General features: G+C 71.5%; 22 protein-coding genes. 17 read left to right on the top strand and 5 right to left on the bottom strand.

The window, feature by feature from the left end; translation table 11 throughout:
* Positions 1-184: 184 nt before the first annotated feature.
* Together purN and purH are read left to right on the top strand one after the other, a co-directional pair.
* The gene (gene purN, locus CU044_RS24055; protein WP_129770785.1) at positions 185-820 is read left to right on the top strand and encodes a phosphoribosylglycinamide formyltransferase; all 636 of its coding nucleotides are present in this window, start codon (positions 185-187) and stop codon (positions 818-820) included.
* Positions 817-2,409 carry a bifunctional phosphoribosylaminoimidazolecarboxamide formyltransferase/IMP cyclohydrolase gene (gene purH, locus CU044_RS24050; protein WP_129770784.1) on the top strand — a complete coding sequence of 531 codons (1,593 nt, stop codon included), beginning with the start codon at positions 817-819 and terminating at the stop codon, positions 2,407-2,409. Before purN ends, purH begins: the two co-directional genes overlap by 4 nt.
* A gap of 207 nt (positions 2,410-2,616) precedes the next feature.
* Here purH and CU044_RS24045 read toward each other — a convergent pair whose 3' ends face one another.
* On the bottom strand, positions 2,617-3,222 hold the full coding sequence (locus CU044_RS24045; RefSeq protein ID WP_129770783.1) for a proline-rich domain-containing protein: 606 nt from the start codon (positions 3,220-3,222) through the stop codon (positions 2,617-2,619).
* Positions 3,223-3,490: 268 nt separating this feature from the next.
* Between CU044_RS24045 and CU044_RS24040 the strand changes: the two genes are divergently transcribed.
* The 13 genes from CU044_RS24040 to CU044_RS23980 all read left to right on the top strand — a co-directional run bounded on the left by CU044_RS24040 (position 3,491) and on the right by CU044_RS23980 (position 18,867).
* Entirely contained in the window at positions 3,491-4,354 is an 864-nt protein-coding gene (locus CU044_RS24040; RefSeq protein WP_129770782.1) for a bifunctional methylenetetrahydrofolate dehydrogenase/methenyltetrahydrofolate cyclohydrolase, read from the top strand.
* 30 nt (positions 4,355-4,384) lie between these two features.
* Positions 4,385-5,131, top strand: a complete 747-nt coding sequence (locus CU044_RS24035) for a DUF3017 domain-containing protein (RefSeq protein ID WP_129770781.1) — start codon at positions 4,385-4,387, stop codon at positions 5,129-5,131.
* Between the two features lie 432 nt (positions 5,132-5,563).
* Complete coding sequence (locus CU044_RS24030; RefSeq protein ID WP_129770780.1) at positions 5,564-6,400, top strand: peptidoglycan-binding protein; 837 nt, start codon at positions 5,564-5,566, stop codon at positions 6,398-6,400.
* Complete coding sequence (locus tag CU044_RS24025; RefSeq protein ID WP_129770779.1) at positions 6,397-7,446, top strand: XRE family transcriptional regulator; 1,050 nt, start codon at positions 6,397-6,399, stop codon at positions 7,444-7,446. Before CU044_RS24030 ends, CU044_RS24025 begins: the two co-directional genes overlap by 4 nt.
* A 296-nt stretch (positions 7,447-7,742) precedes the next feature.
* Positions 7,743-8,870 (top strand): XRE family transcriptional regulator, encoded by a 1,128-nt coding sequence (locus CU044_RS24020; RefSeq protein ID WP_129770778.1) that lies wholly within the window; start codon positions 7,743-7,745, stop codon positions 8,868-8,870.
* Between the two features lie 340 nt (positions 8,871-9,210).
* Positions 9,211-10,200, top strand: a complete 990-nt coding sequence (locus tag CU044_RS24015) for a malate dehydrogenase (protein ID WP_129770777.1) — start codon at positions 9,211-9,213, stop codon at positions 10,198-10,200.
* A 188-nt stretch (positions 10,201-10,388) separates the two neighbouring features.
* Entirely contained in the window at positions 10,389-10,634 is a 246-nt protein-coding gene (locus tag CU044_RS24010; RefSeq protein ID WP_129770776.1) for a helix-turn-helix transcriptional regulator, read from the top strand.
* On the top strand, positions 10,634-11,140 hold the full coding sequence (locus CU044_RS24005) for a hypothetical protein (RefSeq protein ID WP_129770775.1): 507 nt from the start codon (positions 10,634-10,636) through the stop codon (positions 11,138-11,140). The genes CU044_RS24010 and CU044_RS24005 overlap by 1 nt, the downstream gene beginning before the upstream one ends.
* Positions 11,141-11,313: 173 nt before the next feature.
* The gene (locus CU044_RS24000; protein ID WP_129770774.1) at positions 11,314-12,816 is read left to right on the top strand and encodes an aldehyde dehydrogenase family protein; all 1,503 of its coding nucleotides are present in this window, start codon (positions 11,314-11,316) and stop codon (positions 12,814-12,816) included.
* Between the two features lie 139 nt (positions 12,817-12,955).
* Positions 12,956-14,524, top strand: coding sequence for a GMC oxidoreductase (locus tag CU044_RS23995; RefSeq protein ID WP_129770933.1), 1,569 nt, complete (start codon positions 12,956-12,958; stop codon positions 14,522-14,524).
* The gene (locus CU044_RS23990; RefSeq protein ID WP_193564051.1) at positions 14,521-15,846 is read left to right on the top strand and encodes a betaine/proline/choline family ABC transporter ATP-binding protein; all 1,326 of its coding nucleotides are present in this window, start codon (positions 14,521-14,523) and stop codon (positions 15,844-15,846) included. Before CU044_RS23995 ends, CU044_RS23990 begins: the two co-directional genes overlap by 4 nt.
* Positions 15,843-17,894: an ABC transporter permease subunit gene (locus CU044_RS23985; RefSeq protein ID WP_129770773.1), complete on the top strand. Its 2,052-nt coding sequence runs from the start codon at positions 15,843-15,845 to the stop codon at positions 17,892-17,894. The genes CU044_RS23990 and CU044_RS23985 overlap by 4 nt, the downstream gene beginning before the upstream one ends.
* A 1-nt stretch (position 17,895) precedes the next feature.
* Complete coding sequence (locus CU044_RS23980) at positions 17,896-18,867, top strand: ABC transporter substrate-binding protein (RefSeq protein WP_129770772.1); 972 nt, start codon at positions 17,896-17,898, stop codon at positions 18,865-18,867.
* 109 nt (positions 18,868-18,976) lie between these two features.
* On the opposite strand, the gene CU044_RS23975 is transcribed toward CU044_RS23980, so the two are convergent.
* Together CU044_RS23975 and CU044_RS23970 are read right to left on the bottom strand one after the other, a co-directional pair.
* On the bottom strand, positions 18,977-19,699 hold the full coding sequence (locus tag CU044_RS23975) for an isocitrate lyase/phosphoenolpyruvate mutase family protein (protein WP_129770771.1): 723 nt from the start codon (positions 19,697-19,699) through the stop codon (positions 18,977-18,979).
* Positions 19,699-20,145, bottom strand: coding sequence for a carboxymuconolactone decarboxylase family protein (locus CU044_RS23970; RefSeq protein WP_240045821.1), 447 nt, complete (start codon positions 20,143-20,145; stop codon positions 19,699-19,701). Before CU044_RS23970 ends, CU044_RS23975 begins: the two co-directional genes overlap by 1 nt.
* A 170-nt stretch (positions 20,146-20,315) precedes the next feature.
* Here CU044_RS23970 and CU044_RS23965 point away from each other — a divergent pair, with 170 nt between their 5' ends.
* On the top strand, positions 20,316-21,779 hold the full coding sequence (locus CU044_RS23965) for a PLP-dependent aminotransferase family protein (protein ID WP_129770770.1): 1,464 nt from the start codon (positions 20,316-20,318) through the stop codon (positions 21,777-21,779).
* 200 nt (positions 21,780-21,979) lie between these two features.
* Positions 21,980-22,924, top strand: a complete 945-nt coding sequence (gene hemC, locus CU044_RS23960; protein WP_129770769.1) for a hydroxymethylbilane synthase — start codon at positions 21,980-21,982, stop codon at positions 22,922-22,924.
* Here hemC and CU044_RS23955 read toward each other — a convergent pair.
* Both CU044_RS23955 and CU044_RS23950 read right to left on the bottom strand, forming a co-directional pair.
* On the bottom strand, positions 22,917-23,663 hold the full coding sequence (locus CU044_RS23955) for a hypothetical protein (RefSeq protein WP_345790150.1): 747 nt from the start codon (positions 23,661-23,663) through the stop codon (positions 22,917-22,919). The two genes, hemC and CU044_RS23955, sit on opposite strands and share 8 nt — an antisense overlap.
* Before the next feature lie 104 nt (positions 23,664-23,767).
* A complete protein-coding gene (locus tag CU044_RS23950; RefSeq protein ID WP_240045798.1) occupies positions 23,768-23,971 on the bottom strand; it encodes a hypothetical protein in 204 nt (67 codons plus the stop codon).
* Positions 23,972-24,315 lie beyond the last annotated feature (344 nt).

Genomic DNA, 24,315 nt, shown 5'->3' with positions numbered 1-24,315 from the left:
CTCCCGGCCAAGCCCCCGTCCCGTGGGGGCCGCTCGGTGTGCCGGTATCGTTGCTGACGGTCGGCTTCTTCGTAGAGTTCCCCGTATCGGGGGACGTGATTCGTTTGTACGACCACACAAAACCGTACGACGACTCAAGCAGCCGCTCGCACAGGCTGTGCTCGCTCCAGAAAGGCGCCCCGCCGTGGCCTCCCCGCCCTCCTCCGCCCGCCCGGCCCGGCTCGTGGTCCTGGTCTCCGGATCCGGTACGAATCTGCAGGCCCTGCTCGACGCGATCGGGGACGACCCGGTGGCCTTCGGCGCGCGGATCGTGGCCGTCGGCGCGGACCGCGGTTCCATCGCGGGTCTGGAGCGCGCCGAGCGCGCCGGGCTTCCCACGTTCGTGTGCCGGGTGAAGGACCACCCGAGCCGTGACGACTGGGACGCGGCGCTCGCCGAGGCGACCGCGGCGTACGAACCCGATCTGGTGATCTCGGCCGGCTTCATGAAGATCGTGGGGAAGGAGTTCCTCGCGCGCTTCGGCGGGCGGTTCGTCAACACCCATCCCGCGCTGCTCCCCAGCTTTCCCGGTGCCCACGGTGTGCGCGAGGCGCTCGCCTACGGAGCGAAGGTCACCGGCTGCACAGTCCACTTCGTCGACGACGGTGTCGACACCGGCCCGATCATCGCGCAGGGCGTGGTCGAGGTACGGGACGAGGACGATGAAGACGCTCTCCATGAGCGCATCAAGGAAGTCGAGCGACGCCTGCTCGTCGAGGTCGTGGGGCGTCTCGCCCGGCACGGCTATCGCATTGAGGGACGAAAGGTAACGATCCAGTGAGCGCCGAAGGTACGAAGCGCCCCATTCGCAGAGCGCTGGTCAGCGTCTACGACAAGACGGGTCTGGAAGAGCTGGCCCGCGGGCTGCACGAGGCGGGCGTCACCCTGGTCTCGACCGGTTCCACCGCCGCGAAGATCGCCGCCGCCGGGGTGCCGGTCACGAAGGTCGAGGAGCTGACCGGCTTCCCCGAGTGCCTGGACGGCCGGGTCAAGACGCTGCACCCGCGCGTCCACGCCGGCATCCTCGCCGACCTGCGGCTCGACTCGCACCGCGAGCAGCTCGCCGAGCTGGACATCGAGCCGTTCGACCTGGTCGTGGTGAACCTCTACCCGTTCCGCGAGACCGTCGCCTCCGGCGCCACCCCCGACGAGTGCGTGGAGCAGATCGACATCGGCGGGCCCTCGATGGTCCGCGCCGCGGCCAAGAACCACCCCTCGGTCGCGGTCGTCACCAGCCCGGAGCGGTACGGGGACGTCCTCGGCGCCGTACGGGACGGCGGGTTCGACCTGACGACCCGCAAGCGGCTCGCGGGTGAGGCGTTCCAGCACACGGCCGCGTACGACGTGGCCGTGGCCTCCTGGTTCGCGGACAGCTACACGGCGGCGGACGCCGACGCCGTGTCCGGCAGCGGCTCCGCGGCGGCGGTCCTCCCGGAGTTCCTGGGCGCCACGTACACGCGCAAGAACGTGCTGCGCTACGGCGAGAACCCGCACCAGCCCGCCGCGCTCTACACCAGCGCCGAGGGCGGCCTCGCCGAGGCCGAGCAGCTGCACGGCAAGGAGATGTCGTACAACAACTACACGGACACGGACGCCGCGCGCCGTGCCGCGTACGACCACGCCGAGCCCTGTGTCGCGATCATCAAGCACGCCAATCCGTGCGGCATCGCGATCGGTGACGATGTCGCCGAGGCGCACCGCAAGGCGCACGCCTGCGACCCGCTGTCCGCCTTCGGCGGGGTGATCGCCGTCAACCGGCCCGTCTCCGTGGCGCTGGCCGAGCAGGTCGCCGAGATCTTCACCGAGGTCATCGTGGCGCCCGGCTACGAGGACGGTGCGGTCGAGGTGCTCGCACGCAAGAAGAACATCCGTGTGCTGCGCTGCCCCGAGGGCCCGTCCGCGCCCGTCGAGGTCAAGCCGATCGACGGCGGTGCGCTGCTCCAGGTCACCGACCGGCTCCAGGCCGACGGCGACGACCCGGCGAACTGGACCCTCGCGACCGGCGAGGCGCTCTCCGAGGCCGAGCTGCGCGAACTGGCCTTCGCCTGGAAGGCGTCCCGCGCGGTCAAGTCCAACGCGATCCTGCTCGCCAAGGGCGGGGCGTCGGTGGGGGTCGGTATGGGCCAGGTCAACCGCGTCGACTCCGCGAAGCTCGCGGTGGAGCGGGCGGGCGAGGAGCGGGCGCGTGGTTCGTACGCCGCGTCCGACGCGTTCTTCCCGTTCCCCGACGGGCTGGAGATCCTGCTGGACGCGGGCGTCAAGGCGGTGGTGCAGCCGGGCGGTTCGGTCCGTGACGAGCTGGTCGTCGAGGCGGCGCGGAAGGCGGGCGCGACGATGTACTTCACGGGGACGCGCCACTTCTTCCACTGAGTCCTTCAACTGAGTCCTTCCGCTGAGCCCTTTCGGCGGCGGACGGACAGACAGGCCGGGCAGGCAAGCAGACCGGCAGGCAAGCAAGTGGGCAAGCAGGACAGCAGAAACGCAGGAAGGCCGTAAAACCCGCTGGGGGACGGGTATTACGGCCTTCATTCCTGCCCGGTGCGCCGCTCGCCGCGCTGCCCGGTGCGCTGCGTGGCGTCAGTAGCGCGGGCGGTTGAACCACGCGGCGCCGTCGGACTTCCCGGCGAAGACGGCGATCAGGATGGCGAGCACGAGGTGCACGATCCCGAACACCGTGAACGGGTAGACGGCGATCAGAGCGGTCACGACGCCGTAGACGATGAGGGCGGTACGGAAGCCGCTCCCACCGGTCTTGACCTTGATGGCGAGGAAGGCCGACAGAACGAGCCACACCAGGGCCAGCGCGCCGAGGCCGTAGAGGAAGCCGCTCGAACCATCCACGAGGTCCTGGAACTGCGAGTCGTTCTGGAGCGTCGTGCTGTCCTTCGCCGCGTTGAGCGACGCGGCGGAGCCGAAGAAGATGAACGTGCCGATCAGGCAGAGACCGGAGATCACCCACAGCATCACGCGGGCCGCCTTGACGCCGCCCGGCATCTCCAGCGGGCCTCCGGGACCGCCCGGGAAGCCACCGCCGTACGGCTGGACCGGCGGCGCCTGCGGGTAGCCGTAGCCGGGCTGCTGCGGCTGGCCCTGCGGGTAGCCGTAGCCCGGCTGACCCTGGGGCTGGCCGGATCCGGGCTGCGGCTGCTGGCCGTACGGGTTGTTGGGGTCGCCGAAGCTCATGGCGGGGTTCCTCCGTTGGTAATGCGGGGACGGTGCGACCCACGTGGCGGAGGAACTTCTCAGAAGTGAGCGGTCTGCCCCCCGTCGACGGCCGCGTACTGCGCCCGCAATCGTGTTATCTACCTCTTATTTTGTCCAGTCGCCATGGGCGGGCGTTGTGCAAGCGCAACCTCGCCCGGCGCCCGCGACAGGGCGGGCGAACTCCCAGGTCGTCTCAGGATGGGCAGCGAATTGGAACCGGGGAGGGGTCATCCGCGAGGATGGGGGTATGAGCGCCCAGATTCTCGATGGCAAGGCCACCGCAGCCGCGATCAAGTCCGATCTGACCGCCCGCGTGGCGGCCCTCAAGGAGCGGGGTGTCACACCCGGCCTCGGCACGCTGCTGGTCGGTGACGACCCCGGCAGCCGCTGGTACGTGAACGGCAAGCACCGCGACTGCGCCCAGGTCGGTATCGCCTCGATCCAGCGTGAACTGCCCGACACCGCGTCCCAGGCGGAGATCGAGGCCGTGGTCGCGGAGCTGAACGCCAACCCCGAGTGCACCGGCTACATCGTGCAGCTGCCGCTGCCCAAGGGCATCGACACCAACCGGGTGCTCGAACTGATGGACCCGGTCAAGGACGCCGACGGGCTGCACCCCATGAGCCTCGGCCGGCTGGTGCTCAACGAGACGGGTCCGCTGCCCTGCACCCCGTACGGCATCATTCAGCTGCTCCGTCACCACGGCGTCGAGATCAAGGGCGCGCATGTCGTGGTCGTGGGCCGCGGGATCACCGTCGGGCGCTCGATCCCGCTGCTGCTGACCCGTAAGTCGGAGAACGCGACGGTCACGCAGTGCCACACCGGCACGCGCGATCTGTCGGCGCACCTCAAGCAGGCCGACATCATCGTGGCCGCCGCCGGGGTGCCGCACATCATCAAGCCCGAGGACGTGAAGCCGGGCGCGGCCGTCCTCGACGTCGGGGTCAGCCGGGACGGTGACGGCAAGATCGTCGGCGATGTCCACCCGGACGTCGCGCAGGTGGCGGGCTGGATCTCGCCGAACCCGGGCGGCGTCGGTCCGATGACGCGAGCCCAGCTGCTCGTCAATGTGGTCGAGGCGGCCGAACGCGCCGTCGCGGACGCGGGCTGAACGCAGCCGAACCGGAAAGGGGCGCCACTGATGGGTGCTGGAACGAGCGCGGGCGACGCGGCCCGGTCGCGGCGCGGGACACGGCAGGCGCCGGAGACCGACGGACAGGCGGTCAGGGAGCCGGGGCCGGTGGTGGCCGCGGGCGCTCTCGGCGCCGACACCGTGACGAAGAACACGGTGGCCGCGGGGGGTGCGGGGGCCGCTGAGAGGACGACGGGCGCGGAGCGTACGGACGCTTCGGCGGCCCCGGACGTGACCGACGCCCTGTCCGATGCCCTGGACACGGCCGACGCCCCGGACGTGACCGATACCCCCGGCACGGCCGGCGCCCCGGGCACGGCAGACGCCCCGGGTGCTTCGGACGGGACCGGGTCCTCGGAGCAGCACGACCGGCGGTTCTCGCTCACCCGGGACACCGCACGGCCCGAGGGCGGCGGCCGGGCCGCGCCCTCGGACGCCCCGGCGCCCGCCCGGCAGTGGCCCCTGCTCAGCGTCCTCGGGACGACCGGTCTCGGACTACTGATCGTCGGTACGCACCCCTTCGCGGAGGCGTTCCGGATCGGCACCATCCTGATCGGCATCGCCCTGATCGGCGGCGCCGTCCTGCGCCGCGTGCTGCCCTCCGTGGGCATGCTGGCCGTACGGTCGCGCTTCACCGACATGCTCACGTACGGCCTGCTGGGTCTCGCGATCGTGCTGCTCAGCCTGATGACGCAGCCCAAGCCGTGGCTGGAGATCCCGTTCCTGGAGGACGTCGTCCACTCGACGGTGCCGTAGCGGGTGCAGCGGCCGTGACGCTGCCCCTTGACGGCGGTCCGTGACGCCGCCTCGTGACGGCGGCCCGTCCTCTCCCCCGAGGAGGACGGACCACCGTCCGTGTGCGCGCCGGTTCCGTGACCACGTAAGGGCGGCGCGGGGTGGACCGCGCCGCCCGGTGTGCACCACAGACTGTTCCGCGTCACCTCGTACCGCCGCCAGGCATGCCCGTCGAACCGGGCATCTGTGGGACGCGGGCGACCCTGACCTGCGGGAACGCCGCACCCCGTGGGACGTCGTGGGACGCCGCGAGCCTGCTGTGGCGGTGTGGCGGCCTGGCCGGATGGCGGCGGCTCGCTGCCGCCCGCGGAACCGGGTGTTGCGAGGCCGTCGTTCGCGGGGAGGAAAGGGGACGTGGAACCCCGAAGGGGTCCGATCACGCATGAGGTGGACATGCCGCGTTGGAAATCGCTCCCGTCAGAACTGCCCGAGAAGGACCGCCAACTGATCGTTCAGTTGAGACGGTTGAAGGACCACTCCGGCCTCGGACTCGCCGCGCTCGCGGCGAAGACGGGATACAGCCGCTCCTCCTGGGAGCGCTATCTCAACGGAAAACAGCCGGTGCCCCGGAAGGCCGTCGAGGAACTGGCCAAGGTCTGCGGAACGGATCCGACGAAGCTGCTCGTCCTGCACGAAGTGGCCGAACGGCAACCGCCCGAGCCGGCTGCCGAGCCCGTCGCCGAGCCCGCCGCGGGGACAGGTGCGGTGGGCGAGGGGGAGGAGTCGGGCGCGGCGGCGGTCGCGGACGAGCGGCCCAGGACACGAACGTCCGGTGTCCCGGAGCCCGGTGTCCCGGAACCCGGGTCGCGTCCGTCCGTTCGGCGGGTGCCGTTACGGTACGCGCTCGCCGGTGCGCTCGCGGCCGCGGCCGTGGCCTTCGCGGCGGGGCTGCTGGTGGCCGGCGGGGACGGGGGCGGGGGCGAGGAGACCGCGAAGCAGGTGACGTACGGGCCCGGCCGTACGTACGACTGCGACCACGCGGGACGTAAGGACGGCGCGGCCTATGCCGGGCACAGCACCACCGTCGAAGCGCTGGTCGGCATCAACGGCAGTGGACCCGACGTGGTCGAGGTGCAGTGCCAATTGCAGCGGCACGGCTTCGACCCGGGCGAGGTCGACGGGCTCTACGGTCCGGGCGTGGAGTCCGCCGTACAGGAGTTCCAGAAGGCGCGGAAGCTGGTGAGCGACGGCATCGTGGGGCCCGACACCTGGGCGGAGTTACGCCGGTGAGCGGCGCGTTGGAGAACGCGGCCGAGAAGCCGGGGGCGGAGAAGCGGACGGTGGAGAAGCCGGGGGCGGAGAAGCCGGCGGCGGAGTGCGAGCGGCTCGCGGGCGAGCTGAGCGCGCTCCGGGCCCGTACGGGGCTGAGCCTGGTCGCGCTCGCCGGGCGTACGCCGTACAGCAAGTCGTCCTGGCAGCGCTATCTCAACGGTACGAAGCCCCTGCCGCGGCAGGCGGTGACGGCCCTGTGCGCGCTGGCGGGCGAGCCCCCGGGACGGCTGCTCGCGCTCTGGGAGTTGGCGGACGCGGCGTGGAGCGGCCGGGCCGCCGCGGACACCGGGGCCGGAGCAAAAGCCGGAGCCGGAGCCGGGGCCGGAGTCGGGGCCGCACGAGGGCTTTCCCCGCCGTCCCCCATACCTGCACAGACAGGACAAGGGGGGCCGGCCGGACCGGCGGGACCGACGGGCTCGGCGGCGACGCCGAAGACGCCACCGGCATCACCGACGCCATCGCCGCCGGGAGGGGCGCCGCGCGGCAGACGCCGTACCGCGGTGCTCGCCGCGACGGCCGTGGTGGCCGTCGTCACCGTGGCGACGGTGCTCGCGGCCTGGCTGTCGGGCGACGGCGGAGTGCGGCGGGACGTCCCCGAGGACGTGGTGTGGAGCATGGCCGGCCCGCTGCGGCCCGGCTGTACCGGTCCGGCGTGCGAAGGCGAGGATCCGGCGCCCATGCAGTGCGGTGTCGAAGGCGCGATGACCACGCTCGGCTCGCTCACCGCGACGGGCGGCCAGCGGCTGCAACTGCGGTACGGCGAAACGTGCCGCACGGTGTGGGTGCGGGCGACCGGGCTGCGCGTGGGGGACCGGGTCGTGCTGACCGTACCGGGCCGGCGGGAACAGCAGATCGCGGCGGTCGCCCGGCGGGACACCGGACGTTATCTCGTGACGCCGATGGTGCCGGCCGACGATCCGTCCGAGGCGCGGGCCTGTCTCCTGCCCGAAGGCGGCGGTGAACAGGAGTGTCTGGGCCTGGCGCCCCGGGTACCCACGCCGTGAACCCCCGCTGTCCGCTTGCGCGTCGACTTGCGCGTCGACTTGTGCGCCCGGCTTGATCGTCGACTTGTGCGTCGACCGCCGTACGGATGGCGCGGAAGTGGCCATTCCGCCATGGTGTGATCAGCGGACAACGGATGCGAGACTGTGCGGGGTTCGGTACGGGGGCGCGCAACGGGGCGCGAGAACTGTCACGAATGCTCCTGCGCGCTGTCGACTGCCGGGGAGGGCAGCGGCGGCGGGGGATGACAGCGCGGGGCACATCCAGCACGTGCGGGGGGGACAAGGGGGAGGCGCAGATGCCTCGTTGGAAGGCGCTACCGGAGGGGCTCGATCCGGAGGTCAGCGAGTTCACGAGCCAGTTGCGCGGACTTGTCGACCGCAGTGGTCTGAGCATCGCCGCCGTGTCCGACAGGACCGGCTACAGCAAGACGTCGTGGGAGCGCTATCTGAACGGGCGGCTGCTCGCGCCCAAGGGCGCGATCGTCGCGCTGGCAGAGGTGACCGGCACGCATCAGGGGCATCTGACCACGATGTGGGAGCTGGCGGAGCGCGCCTGGAGCCGGTCCGAGATGCGCCACGACATGACGATGGAGGCGATACGGATCTCCCAGGCGCGTTCGGCGCTCGGGGAGTTCGGCCAGAATCCGGTCGGCGGGTCCGGCAAGTCGGCCCGGTCGGCCGGGTCGGGCGGACCCGGCGGACCCGGCGGACCCGGCGGATCGGGCGGATCGGGCAGGTCGGGCGGGGCCGTCGGCACCAGTGGCCCGGGAGGTCCCGGGGGCCACTCCGCCGGTGCGACCGTCGACTTCGGTGTCATGCGCGGGCCCGGGGCGCCCTCCGTACCGCAGCAGCGGGGTCCCGGCGGTCCGCCGCGACCGGGAGGCCCGTCTCCCGCCGGACCGCCGTCGGCGGGCGCGAAGCGCGGCCGGCGCAGGATGACGGTCCTCGTCGCGAGTGCCGTGGGCGCGGCGCTGGTGATAGCCGCCGCGCTGCTGCTGACCGGCATCGGCGGTGACAGCGGTGAGCGGACGGTCGCCGAATCCCCGTCGCCTTCGGCGTCCGGCAGCGCCCCCGTACTGCCGGCCGGAGTGAAGTGCGGCGGCGACGCCTGCACCGGGAAGGACCCCGAAGAGATGGGCTGCGGCGGCGAGTTCGTTGAGACCGTCTCCAGCGCGACCGTCGGTACGACCCTGATCGAGGTCCGCTACAGCAAGACGTGTTCGGCGGCCTGGGCCCGGATCACCCAGGCGGTCGTGGGCGACGAGGTGCGGATCACCGCGGGCGGGGAGACGAGCGGCCAGACCGGCGAGGTCGAGACGGCCACGAACGCCTACACCCCGATGGTCGCCGCACCGGAGGCCGCGGGCGCCAAGGCATGCGCGACGCTCGCCTCGGGCGAGACGGGCTGCACCCCGGTACGGTGACGGGGCCCGGCCCGGCCCGGCCCGGCCCGGCCCGGCGCCAGCCCCGTTCCTCCGGCGACTGCCCTCCGCGCCGTCTCGTTCCTCCCGGGCACCACCTCCGGCGTTCGCTCCCGGCGCCCATCCCTCCCCGGCGCTCCCTCGTACGTCCCGCGTGCCACCGCGCCACGCCGTCCCGCCCCCGTCGTGAGCCGCGCCACAAGGGTGCGTGGGTGTGGGGTCTCCCGGGTCGGATAGCCTGACCGCTGGATATCTCTTCACGTCAAGATTCAGTTCAGCGATGGGGAGATGTCCCGCACCAGGGGCAGGGACCCCCACCGCCAGCTGTCTTACGGAGATCGCCATGACCCGCACTCCCGTGAATGTCACCGTCACCGGCGCGGCCGGCCAGATCGGCTACGCGCTGCTCTTCCGCATCGCCTCCGGTCATCTGCTCGGCTCGGACGTGCCGGTCAAGCTGCGTCTCCTCGAGATCCCGCAGGGCCTCAAGGCCGCCGAGGGCACCGCGATGGAGCTGGATGACTGCGCCTTCCCGCTGCTCAGCGGCATCGAGATCACGGACGACCCGAACGTCGCCTTCGACGGCGCCAACGTGGCGCTGCTGGTCGGCGCCCGTCCCCGTACCAAGGGCATGGAGCGCGGTGACCTGCTCGCCGCCAACGGCGGCATCTTCAAGCCGCAGGGCAAGGCCATCAACGACCACGCCGCTGACGACATCAAGGTCCTCGTCGTCGGCAACCCGGCCAACACCAACGCGCTGATCGCACGCGCCGCCGCGCCCGACGTACCGGCCGAGCGCTTCACCGCGATGACCCGCCTCGACCACAACCGCGCCATCTCGCAGCTCGCCGCGAAGACCGGCGCCGCCGTCTCCGACATCAAGCGGCTGACGATCTGGGGCAACCACTCCGCCACGCAGTACCCGGACATCTTCCACGCGGAGATCGCCGGCAAGAACGCCGCGGAGACCGTCAACGACGAGGCGTGGCTGGCCGACACCTTCATCCCGACCGTCGCCAAGCGCGGCGCGGCGATCATCGAGGCCCGTGGCGCCTCCTCGGCCGCCTCCGCCGCCAACGCCGCCATCGACCACATCCACACCTGGGTCAACGGCACGGCCGAGGGCGACTGGACCTCCATGGGTATCCCGTCGGACGGCTCCTACGGTGTCGAGGAGGGGCTCATCTCCTCCTTCCCCGTCACCACCAAGAACGGTGTGTACGAGATCGTCCAGGGCCTGGAGATCAACGACTTCTCGCGGACCCGGATCGACGCGTCGGTGCGGGAACTGGCCGAGGAGCGCGACGCGGTGCGCGAGCTGGGTCTGATCTGATCCCACTCACCGTCTGACTCACCCCGAGGCCCAAGGCCCTGGATCGCGTACTCCGCGGTCCAGGGCCTTTCGCGATCCCTCAACCCCTCACCCCTCAACCCCTCACCCCTCACCTCTCACCTCTCACCTCCTCGGTGGACGCGCGCGAGTTGTTGCGTACCTCCCCTCGAATGTAGTACTTCTTATACATGAGCGAGCAGGTGCACAACAGGCTGGCAGTCGTCAGGGCCGAACGGAAAGTGTCCCGGCAGCAGTTGGCCGAGGCGGTCGGGGCCCATTACCAGACCGTGGGCTATATCGAACGGGGTCAGTACAACCCCAGCCTCGACCTGGCGCTGAGGATCGCGGGGTTCTTCCGCCTCCCCGTGGAGGCGTTGTTCTCCCTCGACCCCTTCAGCCCGCTCACGGACGAGGTCTACGGGAGGAAGCAGTGATGACCACAGGACTGACGAAGTACGACCGGCGGATGTACGCGGTGATGAACCGGCGCGAGGGGCGGCCGTTCTACGCGACGGCCGCGCGCAGGCGCGCCGTCGTCTGCGCGCATATCGCCCTGACCGCGGTGGGTGTCTCGGGCTGGACCCTCATGGTCTTCGCCGACCGGATGTGGCCCGTCTTCGTCCTCCTCGGAGTGCTGCTGCCGTGGTGCCTCGCGACCGGCGTGATCAATGGCGCCACGCGCGGACTGCTGGAGCTGCGCGGCCGTGCGCTGGACGAGCGTCAGCTCAGGGAGCGTGACCGCGTCCTCGCGCGCGCCCACCGGCTGACCTCGGTCCTGCTGCTGGTCGCCGCCGTCGGCATCGGTTTCCTCGGCTGGCTCGGGGACGTACGGGTCGAGGCGCTGGTCAGTCCCGTACTGATCGGGGTCCTGGTCCCGCACTGGCTGATGCCTCTGTGGGTGGCCGGACTGACCGTACGGGACGAGCCCGACGAGGAGTGACCGGCGAACCGCCGGTCCGACACGGGGGTGCGGACCGGCGGACATGTCCCGGCCGGGTGACCCGGAGCACTTTCGGTCACCCGGTACGCATGCTTTCCGCGCCTCGGGGCAGGCGCCCGGATCGCCAGTTCTTGCTGGTGGTGAATGCTCCGGGATGGAAGGCGATACACGACGTGTCGGCACAACAGACGATTCATGTGGACGGAAAGTGGCGTGAATCCGCCTCCGGCGCCACACGAGACATCCTCGACCCCGCCGACGGGACGGTCCTCGCCGTCGTGTCCGAGGGCGGCGCCCAGGATGCCGACGCCGCGATCGCCGCCGCGCGCACGGCCTTCGACGAGGGCCCGTGGCCCCGTACCCCGGTCGCCGAGCGGGCCCGGCTGCTGCGGACGACCGCCGATCTGCTGATCCGCAACCGCGAGAAGATAGCGCTGCTGGAGAGCAGGGACGCGGGCAAGACGCTGGAGGAGGGGCGCGTCGACGTCGACTGCGTCGCCGACGCCTTCCGCTACTTCGCGGATCTCGTGATGAACGAGAGCGGCGGCCGGGTCGTCGACGCCGGCTCGGACACCGTCCACAGCGTGGTCGTCCACGAACCCGTCGGCGTCTGCGCGCTGATCACCCCCTGGAACTACCCGCTGCTGCAAGCGAGCTGGAAGATCGCCCCGGCCCTCGCCGCGGGCAACACCTTCGTCGTCAAACCGAGCGAGCTGACCCCGCTCACCACGGTCGACCTCATCGACCTGCTCGCCGAGGCGGGCCTGCCGCCCGGCGTCGCCAATCTGGTGACCGGCGCGGGCGATCCGGTGGGCGCCCGGATGTCCGAACACCCGGACGTGGACCTCGTCTCGTTCACCGGCGGGCTCAGCAGCGGTACGCAGGTCATGCGCGCCGCCGCGCCCGGCGTGAAGAAGGTCGCCCTCGAACTCGGCGGCAAGAACCCGAACGTCGTCTTCGCGGACGCCTGCGCCACCGACGAGGGGTTCGACACCGCCGTCGACCAGGCGCTGAACGCCGCGTTCATCCACAGCGGCCAGGTCTGCTCCGCCGGTGCGCGGCTGATCATCGAGGAGTCCGTACGCGAGCGCTTCGTCGGCGAACTCGCCCGCCGCGCCGCGCGGATCCGGCTCGGACGCGGTACGGAGCAGGGCGTGGAGTGCGGACCGCTCGTCTCCGCGCGGCAGCTGGCGAAGACCGAGGAGTACGTCGCCTCCGCGCTGGGCGAGGGAGCCGTGCTGCGCTCCGGCGGCAAGCGGCCGGAGCCGTCGGACGTCCGGCCCGCCGAGGGCTACTTCTACGAGCCGACCGTGCTCGACCAGTGCCACCGGGAGATGCGGGTCGTACGGGAAGAGGTCTTCGGGCCCGTGCTGACGGTGGAGACCTTCCGTACGGAGGACGAGGCCGTGGCCCTCGCCAACGACACCGAGTACGGGCTCGCGGGCGGCGTCTGGAGCGCGGACCCGGGGCGCGCGCGGCGCGTGGCGGGACGGCTGCGGCACGGCACGGTCTGGATCAACGACTTCCACCCGTATCTGCCGCAGGCGGAGTGGGGCGGCTTCGGCAAGTCCGGCATCGGACGGGAGCTGGGGCCGGCGGGGCTCGCCGAGTACCGCGAGGCCAAGCACATCTACCAGAACCTGGCGCCGCGCCCGGTCCGCTGGTTCGCGGGCTGACAGCCGGACAGCCCGGCAGTCCCGCGCCGCTCACGGAGAGCCCCGCACCACCGCAAGCAGAGGAGCAGATCCAGCCATGGGATCAACGGTCGCCCCTGACCCGAAGCCCGAGTCCGAGTCCGAGTCCGTACACGATGCCGTGAACGACGAGGCGCACGACGACGTGTACGACTACGTCGTCGTCGGCGGCGGCACCGCCGGATCGGTGATCGCCTCCCGCCTCACCGAGGACCCGGGCATCACCGTCGCCGTCATCGAGGGCGGCCCCTCCGACGTCGACCGCCAGGACGTGCTGACGCTGCGGCGCTGGATGGGACTGCTCGGCGGTGAGCTGGACTACGACTACCCGACGACCGAACAGCCGCGCGGCAACTCGCACATCCGGCACAGCAGGGCCCGGGTGCTGGGCGGCTGCTCCTCGCACAACACGCTCATCGCCTTCAAGCCGCTGCCGTCCGACTGGGACGAGTGGGCGGCGGCCGGGGCCGAGGGCTGGGACTCCGCCGCGATGGACCCGTACTTCAACCGGCTGCGGAACAACATCGTGCCGGTGGACGAGCGGGACCGTAACCCCATCGCCCGTGACTTCGTGGACGCGGCACGCGCGGCGCTGGACGTTCCGCGCGTCGAGGGCTTCAACAAGAAGCCCTTCCACGAAGGCGCCGGCTTCTTCGACCTCGCGTACCACCCGGAGAACAACAAGCGGTCGTCCGCGTCCGTCGCGTATCTGCACCCCTTCCTCGGCCGGCCGAACCTCCGTCTGCTGCTGGAGACCTGGGCGTTCCGGCTGGAGCTGGCGGGCACGCGCGCGCGGGGTGTGCGCGTACGGACGGCGGACGGCGAGGAGCGGCTGATCGAGGCCCGGCGTGAGGTCCTCGTCTGCGCGGGGGCCGTGGACACCCCTCGGCTGCTGCTGCACTCCGGCATCGGGCCGCGCGCCGACCTGGAGAAGCTCGGCATCCCCGTCGTCCACGATCTGCCGGGCGTCGGGGAGAACCTCCTCGACCACCCCGAGTCGGTGATCGTCTGGGAGACCGACGGGCCGATCCCCGAGAACTCGGCGATGGACTCCGACGCGGGGCTGTTCGTCCGGCGCGATCCGGCGGCCGAGGGGCCCGACCTGATGTTCCACTTCTACCAGATCCCGTTCACGGACAATCCGGAGCGGCTCGGGTACGAGCGCCCCGCGCACGGCGTGTCGATGACCCCGAACATCCCCAAGCCGCGCAGCCGCGGCCGGCTCTACCTCACGAGCGCGGATCCGGAGGTCAAACCGGCCCTGGACTTCCGCTACTTCACCGACGAGGACGACTACGACGGCCGGACCCTCGTCGACGGCATCAGGATCGCGCGCCGGGTCGCCGCCGCCGAGCCGCTGGCGGGCTGGCTGAAGCGGGAGGTCTGTCCGGGGCCCGAGGTCACCTCCGACGAGGAGCTGAGCGAGTACGCCCGTAAGTGCGCGCACACGGTGTACCACCCGGCGGGCACCTGCCGGATGGGCGCCGTCGGCGATGAACAGGCCGTGGTGGCACCCGACTTGAGAATCCGGGGGCTGGAGGCCATCCGTATCGCCGACGCGTCCGTCTTCCCGACGATGCCGGCGGTGAATCCCATGATCGGGGTCCTGATGGTCGGCGAGAAGTGCGCCCAGCTGCTGACCGAGGGCCGCGACGAGGCTCATGACGACCAGAAGGGCCCGAAGCGATGAGCGACGCGCAACCGATGAGCGACGCGCAACCGACGAGCGACGCGCAGCCGATGAGCGACGCGGCGACAGCGGCGGAGACGGCACACGGAGACGACCTGGCGGGCAAGGACCTCACCCCGCCCGGTACGGAGAGCGAGGTGTCGGAACGGCCGCCGGTCTTCGCCGTACGCGACCTCTGGAAGGTCTTCGGCCCCAAGGCCGAGCGGGTGCCCGGCGACCCGGAACTCGCCTCGCTCTCCGCCGCCGAGCTGCGTGAACGTACCGGCTGCACCGCCGCCGTACGCGACGTCTCCTTCGACGTCCGCAAGGGCGAGGTGTTCGTCGTCATGGGGCTGTCGGGCTCCGGCAAGTCCACGCTCGTCCGCTGTCTGACGCGGCTCATCGAGCCGACGGCCGGCGCGGTCGCCATCGACGGCGAGGACGTGCTGTCGATGGACAGGGCCCGGCTGCGCGAACTCCGGCGCCACCGTGCCGCGATGGTCTTCCAGCACTTCGGGCTGCTGCCGCACCGCTCGGTCCTCGACAACGTCGCGTACGGCCTGGAGATCCAGGGCATGGGCCGGACCCAGCGCCGAGAGAAGGCCGCCGAGGTCATCGGCAAGGTCGGCCTCGACGGGATGGAGGACCGCCGTCCCGGCCAGCTCTCCGGCGGTCAGCAGCAGCGCGTCGGGCTGGCCCGCGCGCTCGCCGTGGACCCCCAGGTACTGCTCTTCGACGAGCCGTTCAGCGCGCTCGACCCGCTGATCCGCCGTGACATGCAGGAGGAGGTCATCCGGCTGCACCACGAGGAGCACCGCACGATGGTCTTCATCACGCACGATCTGACCGAGGCGCTGCGTCTCGGCGACCGGATCGCGCTGATGCGTGACGGCCGTGTCGTACAGCTGGGCACGCCGGAGGAGATCGTGGGCCGGCCGGCCGACGCGTACGTACGGGACTTCGTCCGTGACGTACCGCGCGAGCAGGTCATCACCGTCGGGGCCGCCATGCGGCGCCCGCTGGCGGGCGACGCCGACTCCGGGCCCGCGCTGGCGCCGACCGCCACCGTCTCCGAGGCGATCGAGGCCGTGGCGCGCTCCGGGGACGCGGCGGCGCGGGTGGTCGACGGGGGCAGGCTGCTCGGTGTCGTCGACCGCGAGCGCCTGCTGAACGTGGTGGCGGGTACGACGGAAACGGGCGGAAGCGCGGAAACGGGGGGCGCGGGGCCTGCGGGTTCAGGAGCGTCAGGGGCGCGGCCCGGAGCCCCCGGATCACTCGGAGCCCAAGGATCACCCGGATCTCCCGGAGCGAGGGCGGAGGCCGGAAAGGCGGCGCTCCGATGACCGCCGCGACCACCGCGCCCGTCGAGCGCGGGGGCCCGTCCGCCGTGCTCTCCTCGCCCTTCGGCCGCGCGCTCACCAGACTGCTGCCGCTCGCCGTGTTCGCGGCGGTCCTCGTACCCCTGGCCCTCACCCGCTGGCCGGGCACCGCCTGGCCCGCCGCGCTGACCGTGGATCTGTCGGCCCCGCTCGGCGGCGCCAGCGACTGGATCATCGACAACCGCGACAGCCACCCGCTCTTCCTCTACTTCTTCGGGCACATCAGCAACGCGGTCGTGCTCGCCGTGCGCGGCGTGTATCTGCTGCTGCTCGCGGCCGGCTGGGCCGGGGTCACCGCGGCGGCCGGGCTGATCGCCTGGCGGGTCGCGGGTGTACGACTCGCCCTCACCGCCGCCGTGTCGTTCGCCGTCTGTGGCGTGCTCGGTATGTGGGTGCCCACCATGCAGACGCTTGCTCTCATGGTGGTCGCCGTCACCGCGTCCGTGGTGCTGGGCGCCCTGCTCGGCCTCGCCGCCGGGCTCTCCGACCGGCTGTACCGGGCGCTGCGCCCGCTGCTCGACACGATGCAGGTCCTGCCCGCCTTCGCGTATCTGCTGCCCGTGGTGCTGGTCTTCGGCATCGGCGTGCCGGCGGCGGTCCTCGCGACCGTCGTCTACGCGGCTCCGCCGATGGCCAGGCTGACCGCGCTCGGACTGCGCGAGGCCGACCGCGGGGTGATGGAGGCCGTCGCCTCGCTCGGTGCGACCGCCCGGCAGCGGCTGCTGACCGCCCGGCTGCCGCTCGCCCGCAAGCAACTGCTGCTCGGCCTCAACCAGACGATCATGATGGCGCTCTCGATGGCCGTGATCGCGTCCGTGATCGGCGCCGGGGGACTCGGCGACCGCGTGTACCAGGCGCTGGCCTCGGTCGATGTGGGCGCGGCGCTGGCGGCGGGGCTGCCGATCGTCCTGCTGGCGGTGGTCCTGGACCGTACGACGGCGGCGGCGGGTTCCGGTACGGCGAGTACCGGTACGGCCGGTTCCGGTACGGGGGCCGGGTCGAGCGCCGGTCCCGGTGCGGGAGACCGCGGCATGGGCGGCCGGCTCGGCTGGGCCCTCGCGGCCCTGGCGACCGTCCTCGTGGCGATCGCCGGACGTCTCGCGGACCGGCTCGACTGGCCCGAGACCTGGACCGTCAACATCGCCGAGCCCGTCAACCGGGCCGTCGACTGGATGACCGCCCATCTGTACTCCGGAGTCCCCGTCATCGGCGGCACCGCCGACTGGGCCGGTCACTTCACCACCTGGGTGCTCGACCCGCTGCGCGGCGGCCTCCAGGCCCTGCCCTGGTGGGCGGTGCTGCTGCTCGTCGCCGCCCTCGCGCTGCTGATCGGCACCTGGCAGACCGCGCTGACCGCCGTACTCGCCATGGCCGCGATCGGCGTCCTCGGAGTGTGGAAGCCGTCGCTGGACACGCTCTCGCAGGTGCTGGCGGCCGTCGCCGTCACCCTCGTCATCGGTTTCGCCGCGGGCATCACGGCCGCCCGCAGCTCACGGGTGGAAGCGCTGCTCAGGCCCGTACTGGACGTCTTCCAGACCCTGCCGCAGTTCGTGTACCTGATCCCGGTGGTCGCGCTCTTCGGCGTCGGGCGCGCGCCCGCGGTCGCCGCCGCCGTCGTGTACGCGCTGCCGGCGGTCGTCCGTATCACCACCCAGGGCCTGCGCCAGGTCGACCCCGCCGCCATGGAGTCGGCACGCTCGCTCGGCGCCACCGGCGGTCAGCAGCTGCGCCAGGTCCAACTGCCGCTCGCGGGGCCCGCGCTGCGCCTCGCGCTCAACCAGGGCGTCGTCCTGGTGCTCGCCGTCGTCATCATCGGCGGTCTGGTGGGCGGCGGGGCGCTCGGGTACGACGTCGTGTTCGGGCTCGCCCAGGGCGACTTGGCGACCGGGCTGGTCGCGGGCGCGGCCATCGTCTGTCTCGGTCTGATGCTCGACCGGGTGACCCAGCCCACGGAGCGCCGTGCGCAGGCCGGTACGCCACGCCGTACCGGCCGGACCAGGAAGGCGGCCTGACATGGCCCGTACCCGTACACACGCCGCTCTGGCCCTCGCCTCGGCGGGCGCCCTGCTCGCGGTCACCGGCTGCGGCGCGGCCGACATGACCAAGCAGGCGTCCCCGTACGCCAACGCGCAGGGCGCGAAGACCGTCACCCTCTCCGTGCAGTCCTGGGTCGGCGCGCAGGCCAATGTGGCCGTGGCGTCGTATCTGCTCGAACACGAACTGGGCTACCGCGTGGACACCGTCCAGATCGACGAGGTCCCCGCCTGGGACGCCCTCAGCCAGGGCCGGGTCGACGCGATCCTGGAGGACTGGGGCCACCCGGATCAGGAAGCGCGGTACGTCGACGAGAAGAAGACGATCGCGCCGGGCGGCGGCCTCGGGGTCACCGGCCACATCGGCTGGTTCGTACCGACGTACTTCGCCGAGCGGCACCCGGACGTCACGGACTGGCGCAACCTCGACAAGTACGCCTCCCAGCTCCGCACCGCGGAGAGCGGCGGCAAGGGCCAACTGCTCGACGGCTCACCGTCGTACGTCACCAACGACAAGGCGCTGGTGAACAACCTGGATCTGGACTACCAGGTCGTCTTCGCGGGCTCGGAGGCGGCGCAGATCACCCAGATCAAGCAGTTCGCCAAGGAGAAGAAGCCCTTCCTCACCTACTGGTACAAGCCGCAGTGGCTGTTCCAGAAGGTGCCGATGACGGAGGTGAAGCTCCCGGCGTACAAGGAGGGCTGCGACGCCGACCCCGAGAAGGTCGCCTGCGCCTACCCGCACACCCCGCTCCAGAAGTTCCTCAACGCGGACTTCGCGAAGAAGGGCGGAAGCGCGGCACGGTTCCTGGAGAACTTCACCTGGACGACCGAGCAGCAGAACGAGGTCGCCCTGATGATCGCGGAGCAGAAGCTGTCCCCGGAGGAAGCGGCCGCGAAGTGGGTCGCGACGAATGGCCCGACCTGGAAGAAGTGGCTCACGAAGAAGTAGCGGGACTGGTGGCCCGACGACGGACCGGCATGTCGTCGGGCGCGCCCGCCCATATACCGGCAACCCGGTCCGGCTGCCGGGGGCGGGCGCCGGGGCTCAGTCCGGCGTCTCAGGCGGCCGGGCGGGGGAGGTGGTCCGTGATCTCCCTGAGCGCCGCCGTCGCGCGTCGTTGCAGGAGCGGGCCGAAGGTGACGCGGGTCGCGCCCAGTCGGCCCAGCTCGGCCGGGGGCGGGCCCGTCGGGAGGGCGATGGTGTTGAGCGGGCCCTCGATGCCCGCCCGGAGCGCGGGCAGTTTCCCGGGTGGCGCGGCGATCGGGTAGACGCAGTCCGCGCCCGCCGCCACATAGAGACGGGCCCGCGCCACCGCCTCCGCCGGGTCGTCGACACCCCGGATGAAGGTGTCGACGCGCGCGTTGATGAAGAGGGCGTCGCCCGCCGCGGCCCGTACCTCCGCCAGCCAGTCCGCGTGCCGGTGCGGGTCCTTGAGGGCACCGTCCGAGGAGTCCTCCAGATTGCAGCCGACCGCGCCCGCGTCCAGCAGGCGGCCGGTCAGTTCGCGGGGGGAGAGGCCGTAGCCGTCCTCCACGTCCGCCGATACGGGTACGGAGACGGCGCGGGCGATGCGCGTGATCGCGGCGAACATCTCGTCGGGCGGGGTCGCGCCGTCCTCGTAACCGAGCGAGGCCGCGACCCCCGCGCTCGGCGTGGCGAGGGCGGGGAAGCCCGCGTCGGCGAAGACGCGGGCGCTGGCCGCGTCCCACGGGCCCGGCAGGACCAGCGGGTCGGCGGCGGCGCGGCCGTGGTGCAGGGCGCGGAAGGCCACGGCAGTCATCAGTGCTTGAACTGGCCGGGCGTGTAGTGGCCCGGGGCCATCCGGGTGGTCACCCCGAACCGGTTCCAGGCGTTGATCACCGTGATCGCGGAGATCAGATGGGCCAGCTCGGTCTCGTCGAAGTGGGCCGCGGCCTTCTCGTACACCTCGTCCGGCACGAAACCGTCGGTCAGCACGGTGACCGCCTCGGTCAGCTCGATCGCCGCGATCTCCTTCGGCGTGTAGAAGTGCCGCGACTCCTCCCAGGCGCTGAGCTGAATGATCCGCTCCACCGACTCGCCGGCCGCCAGCGCGTCCTTCGAGTGCATGTCGAGGCAGAACGCGCAGTGGTTGAGCTGGGAGGCACGGATCTTGACCAGTTCGAGCAGGGTCGGATCGACGCCCCGCCGGGCCGCCGCGTCCAGCCGGACCATGGCCTTGTAGACCTCGGGGGCGAGCTTGGCCATGTCCAGGCGGGGGCTGTGCTCCGGGGCGTATCCCTTGGCCCCCTCGGCTCCCGTGGGCTCGTTCGCCGCGCCCGTCGTCGCCGTGCCTGTCGTCGTCGTGTCTGTCATGTCTGTCGTCGTCATGAGTACGACGCTACGCGCCCAGTGGCACACCGGTATGGTCCACTTCCATGACGTATTCCTGGGCCAATGCGCGGATCGCCGGTGTCGATCTGCATCTGGAGCTGCACGGTTCCGGATCACGCTCCGGACCCGGCTCCGGACCCGGCTCCGGGCTGCGCGCAGGGCTCATGGACGCCCTGCGCGACGCCGTCCGCACGGGCCGTCTCGCGCCCGGCACCCGCCTGCCGTCCTCCCGCTCCTTCGCCGCCGACCTGGGCATCGCACGCAACACCGTCGCCGACGCGTACGCCGAGCTGGTCGCCGAGGGCTGGCTCACCGCGCGGCAGGGCTCCGGGACCCGGGTGGCCAGGCGCGCCGCGCCCCGCAGACCCGCGCCCGCCGCGCCCAGAACGCGGCCGGTCCGCCGCGGGCCCGCGTACAGCCTGCTGCCGGGCACCCCCGACCTCGCCTCGTTCCCCCGGGCGCAGTGGCTCACGGCCGCCCGCCGCGCGCTGACGGCCGCGCCGCACGAAGCCTTCGGGTACGGCGACCCGCGGGGCCGGACCGAGCTGCGTACCGTCCTCGCCGACTACCTGGCGCGGGCGCGCGGTGTGTACGCCGACCCCGGGCGGATCGTGGTCTGCGCCGGCTTCCTCCACGGGCTGACGCTCCTCGGGAAGGTCCTGACCGCGCGCCGGGTGCGGGCGGTGGCCACCGAGTCGTACGGCCTCGACATGCACCGGGACCTGCTGACCGGAGCCGGGCTGCGGACCCCCGCGCTCGCCCTGGACGCGCTCGGCACGCGCACCGAGGACCTGGCCGACCCGCCGGATCCGGCGGGCGCCCGTGGCGTCGGCGCGGTGCTGCTGACGCCCGCGCACCAGTTCCCGACCGGCGTGGCGCTCCACCCCGACCGGCGCGCGGCGGCCGTGGACTGGGCACGCGGTACGGGCGGGCTGATCCTGGAGGACGACTACGACGGGGAGTTCAGGTTCGACCGCCAGCCCGTCGGCGCCCTTCAAGGGCTCGACCCCGAGCGGGTCGTGTACTTCGGCACGGCGAGCAAGTCCCTGGCGCCGGGGCTGCGGCTCGGCTGGCTGGTGCTGCCCGACGAGCTGGTCGGAGAGGTGGCGGCGGCGAAGGGCGAGGCCGAGTGGGCGACGAGCGCGCTGGACCAGCTCACGCTCGCGGAGTTCATCGCCTCGGGCGCGTACGACCGTCACGTCCGTTCCATGCGGCTGCGCTACCGGCGCCGCCGCGACCAGCTCGTGGCGGCGCTGGCGGACCGGGCGCCCGGTATCAGCGTGACCGGGATCGCGGCCGGCCTGCACGCCGTCCTCGAACTGCCGCCCGGCACCGAACGCTCGGTGGTCGAGGCCGCGGCCTGGCAGGGACTCGCGGTGGAGGGCCTGTCCCGCTTCGCCCACCCCTCGGCGCCGCCGGGGCGCGACGCCCTGGTGGTCGGCTACGCCACCCCGCCGGACAGCGCGTGGACGGGCGCGCTGGACGCGCTGTGCCGTGTGCTGCCGTGAGCCGGACGGCGCAGTAACCGCCGGGCAGTAACCGCCGCGCCGTCGCCGCCGTAAAGGGCCGCCGTAAAGGGCGTGGCGCGCGAAGTCCGTTCAACTCCGGCCGCTCGCCCACGTGCCTATGCCGACCCTGTGTCTGTATGAGCACGCTGTACGGAGTCATAGCCTGATGACACGTTGTCAGGCTCGGGGAGTTGGTCACCGTGGTTCAGTACCTCGTCGGCTCGCGCGCGAGCAACCTTGCCAAAGCGCAAGTACGGGAGTATCTGCGCCCGCTGCGCGAGCGATTCCCAGAGACTGCTTTCACGCATCGGGTGATCCTCGAAGGGGGCGACAAGGACCGTAAGTCGCTCTTGTCGAGCGTGTCCGCGGTCAGCGGCGGATCGGCTTTCAGTACCGAGCAGGAAGCGGCGTTGTGCCGTGGTGACGTGGACGTCATTGTCCATTCGCTGAAAGACCTTCCCACGGCGAACCCGCGCGGGCTCGTGCTGGTGCCACCGCCGGGACGTGAGGACGTGAGGGATGCGCTGTGCGGTTCGACCCTCGCCGGACTCCGAAAGGGGGCGAAGGTCGGAACGGGCGCTCCTCGCCGGATCGCGCAGCTCCTCGCGGTGCGGCCCGATCTCGACATCATCCCGATCCGGGGCAACGTTCCGCCTCGCCTGAAGAAGATCGAGACCATGGGGCTTGACGCGGTGGTCCTCGCAGCGGCGGGGCTTCACCGGCTCGGCCTGGATGACGCGATCGCGGAAGTGTTGCCGCTCGACCTCTTTCCGCCCAGCCCTGGTCAAGGCGCACTCGGGATTCAGGTCCGTAACGACGAGAATTCCGCCCCGCTGCGCGAGCTCCTGTCCACGGTCGGCGACGTGGGTGTCGACAGTCAGGTACGGGCGGAGCGCGCTCTGCTCGCCGCATTGCACGGCGGGTGCAGTGTGCCTGTGGGTGCGTATGCCGAGACCCTGCCGGACGGAGCTCTCAAGCTGTTCGGACAGGTGACGTCACTGGACGGTCAGCAGCGTGTTTCGGGTGCGCTCACCGGTCCGTCCGACGAGCCGGAGAAGCTCGGTGCGACCCTGGCCGCCGATCTGATCGACCAGGGTGCGCGTGCCATTCTTGACGGGGTACGGGCCGCCCTCGCGGCTAGCTGAGTCGGCGCGCGATATCGAGCGCCGCGTACGTGATGCTCGCGGATGCCCCCGCGCGCTTCAACATCGTGAAGAGTTCCATCAGCAGGCGCACGTCCCGCCGCCCCGTCTCGGAGTCCACACGGGTAAGCGCCTTGTACTCACCGGAGACCGAGAACGGGAACAGCGGCGCTCGTGTCTGCGTCCGGAGTGTGGCGAGCACATCCGTTGTGAATTGCGCGGGCTCCAGAAGGATCATGTCGGCTCCGTCCGCCTCCATGCGTAAGGCAGTGTCAACGAACTGGTCAGCGGGGCACGGGTTGATCTGGAATTCCCGGTTGGTTCCTGCTTTGGGAGTCGCCCCCATGGTGAGCCGGAATCCGTCGTACAGGCTCGACCAGAAGATGACGTGAGGCATGACGGACACTCCCTCGTGTCCCGTCTCGTCCAGCGCGTGGCGGGCGGCCCCGACTGTGCCGAGCAGCATGGACGCGGGCCCGACGATGTCCGCCCCCGCTTCCGCGTGGACCACGGCCTGTGAGGCTGTTACGTGCACCGTTGCGGAAACGTCCGGCCGCCCGTGCTGGTCGGTGAGGTAGCAGACTCCATCGGTGGTGTACGAGCAGAGGCACGTCTCCGTCATGACCGCAATGTGCGGTTCCGCTTCCTTGCACGCGTGGATGGCGCGAGACATGAGCGCGTCGGGTTCGAGTGAGATTTTCCCCGTGGCGTCCCGCCCGGCGGACTCGGCGAACAGCTTCACGGACCTGATGCCGAGGGCGGCGCATTCGTGCAGCACAGCGGGAATCCGAGCGACCGTGACCGTGGGCATGGGAAGGGTCGCCATACCGCCGCACGGTGAGGTGGTCATGTCGGCTCGTCACGGGCAAGCTGTTGCCGGTGATGTCTCTCCAGTGCTCTGAGCTGGTTCTTCTCGTACTCGGTCGCAGGTCGGACCGATACGCGTCGCGACTCCCAGGTGAAGCCCGCAGGACGGATCAGCTTGACCACCGCTCCGTAGAAGGCGTCGATCACGGCGACGAGTTCAGACCTTGAGTCGTAGACGGCCATGCCGACCACCAGGTCATCAAGGCTCGGGGAAGCCGCGGGAAGTCGGCGGACCTGGTATCGCTGCGGAGCGACGGGGGTGCGCCTCACGTGTAGTCACCCGACCGCCGGTGCGGGTGCGTCCGAAGCTCACGGTCGCACTCCCACACCGTCAGCGATCCGCGCCCGAAACGTGCTTCCGCGCGTTGCCCGACCAGCGCGGCACACACGGGGCAACCGGGATACGGGGCAGGCTCGGCGGGCAGTAGGCGGTGGAAGCCGCTCAAATCGACCTGTGCGACCAACTCCGCAACGCTGCTGCCTGGTTGAAGTGTCCGGTCCGCCATCGGTTGCCCTTTCTGTATACG

This window comes from Streptomyces sp. L-9-10, from assembly GCF_004151105.1.
Taxonomy (GTDB): domain Bacteria; phylum Actinomycetota; class Actinomycetes; order Streptomycetales; family Streptomycetaceae; genus Streptomyces.
This window is presented reverse-complemented; position numbering and strand designations above follow the sequence as displayed.

What these genes read in the sequence shown, in the direction of transcription:
- CU044_RS24005 (WP_129770775.1), top strand. Translation starts at nt 10,634, where the DNA reads ATGACCACAGGACTGACGAAGTACGACCGGCGGATGTACGCGGTGATG.
- CU044_RS24010 (WP_129770776.1), top strand. Translation starts at nt 10,389, where the DNA reads ATGAGCGAGCAGGTGCACAACAGGCTGGCAGTCGTCAGGGCCGAACGG.
- CU044_RS23975 (WP_129770771.1), bottom strand. Translation starts at nt 19,699, where the DNA reads ATGACTGCCGTGGCCTTCCGCGCCCTGCACCACGGCCGCGCCGCCGCC.
- CU044_RS24030 (WP_129770780.1), top strand. Translation starts at nt 5,564, where the DNA reads ATGCCGCGTTGGAAATCGCTCCCGTCAGAACTGCCCGAGAAGGACCGC.
- CU044_RS24045 (WP_129770783.1), bottom strand. Translation starts at nt 3,222, where the DNA reads ATGAGCTTCGGCGACCCCAACAACCCGTACGGCCAGCAGCCGCAGCCC.
- CU044_RS23965 (WP_129770770.1), top strand. Translation starts at nt 20,316, where the DNA reads ATGACGTATTCCTGGGCCAATGCGCGGATCGCCGGTGTCGATCTGCAT.
- CU044_RS23985 (WP_129770773.1), top strand. Translation starts at nt 15,843, where the DNA reads ATGACCGCCGCGACCACCGCGCCCGTCGAGCGCGGGGGCCCGTCCGCC.
- CU044_RS24015 (WP_129770777.1), top strand. Translation starts at nt 9,211, where the DNA reads ATGACCCGCACTCCCGTGAATGTCACCGTCACCGGCGCGGCCGGCCAG.
- CU044_RS24020 (WP_129770778.1), top strand. Translation starts at nt 7,743, where the DNA reads ATGCCTCGTTGGAAGGCGCTACCGGAGGGGCTCGATCCGGAGGTCAGC.
- CU044_RS24040 (WP_129770782.1), top strand. Translation starts at nt 3,491, where the DNA reads ATGAGCGCCCAGATTCTCGATGGCAAGGCCACCGCAGCCGCGATCAAG.
- CU044_RS23970 (WP_240045821.1), bottom strand. Translation starts at nt 20,145, where the DNA reads ATGGCCAAGCTCGCCCCCGAGGTCTACAAGGCCATGGTCCGGCTGGAC.
- CU044_RS23980 (WP_129770772.1), top strand. Translation starts at nt 17,896, where the DNA reads ATGGCCCGTACCCGTACACACGCCGCTCTGGCCCTCGCCTCGGCGGGC.
- CU044_RS23950 (WP_240045798.1), bottom strand. Translation starts at nt 23,971, where the DNA reads ATGGCCGTCTACGACTCAAGGTCTGAACTCGTCGCCGTGATCGACGCC.
- CU044_RS23990 (WP_193564051.1), top strand. Translation starts at nt 14,521, where the DNA reads ATGAGCGACGCGCAACCGATGAGCGACGCGCAACCGACGAGCGACGCG.
- CU044_RS24035 (WP_129770781.1), top strand. Translation starts at nt 4,385, where the DNA reads ATGGGTGCTGGAACGAGCGCGGGCGACGCGGCCCGGTCGCGGCGCGGG.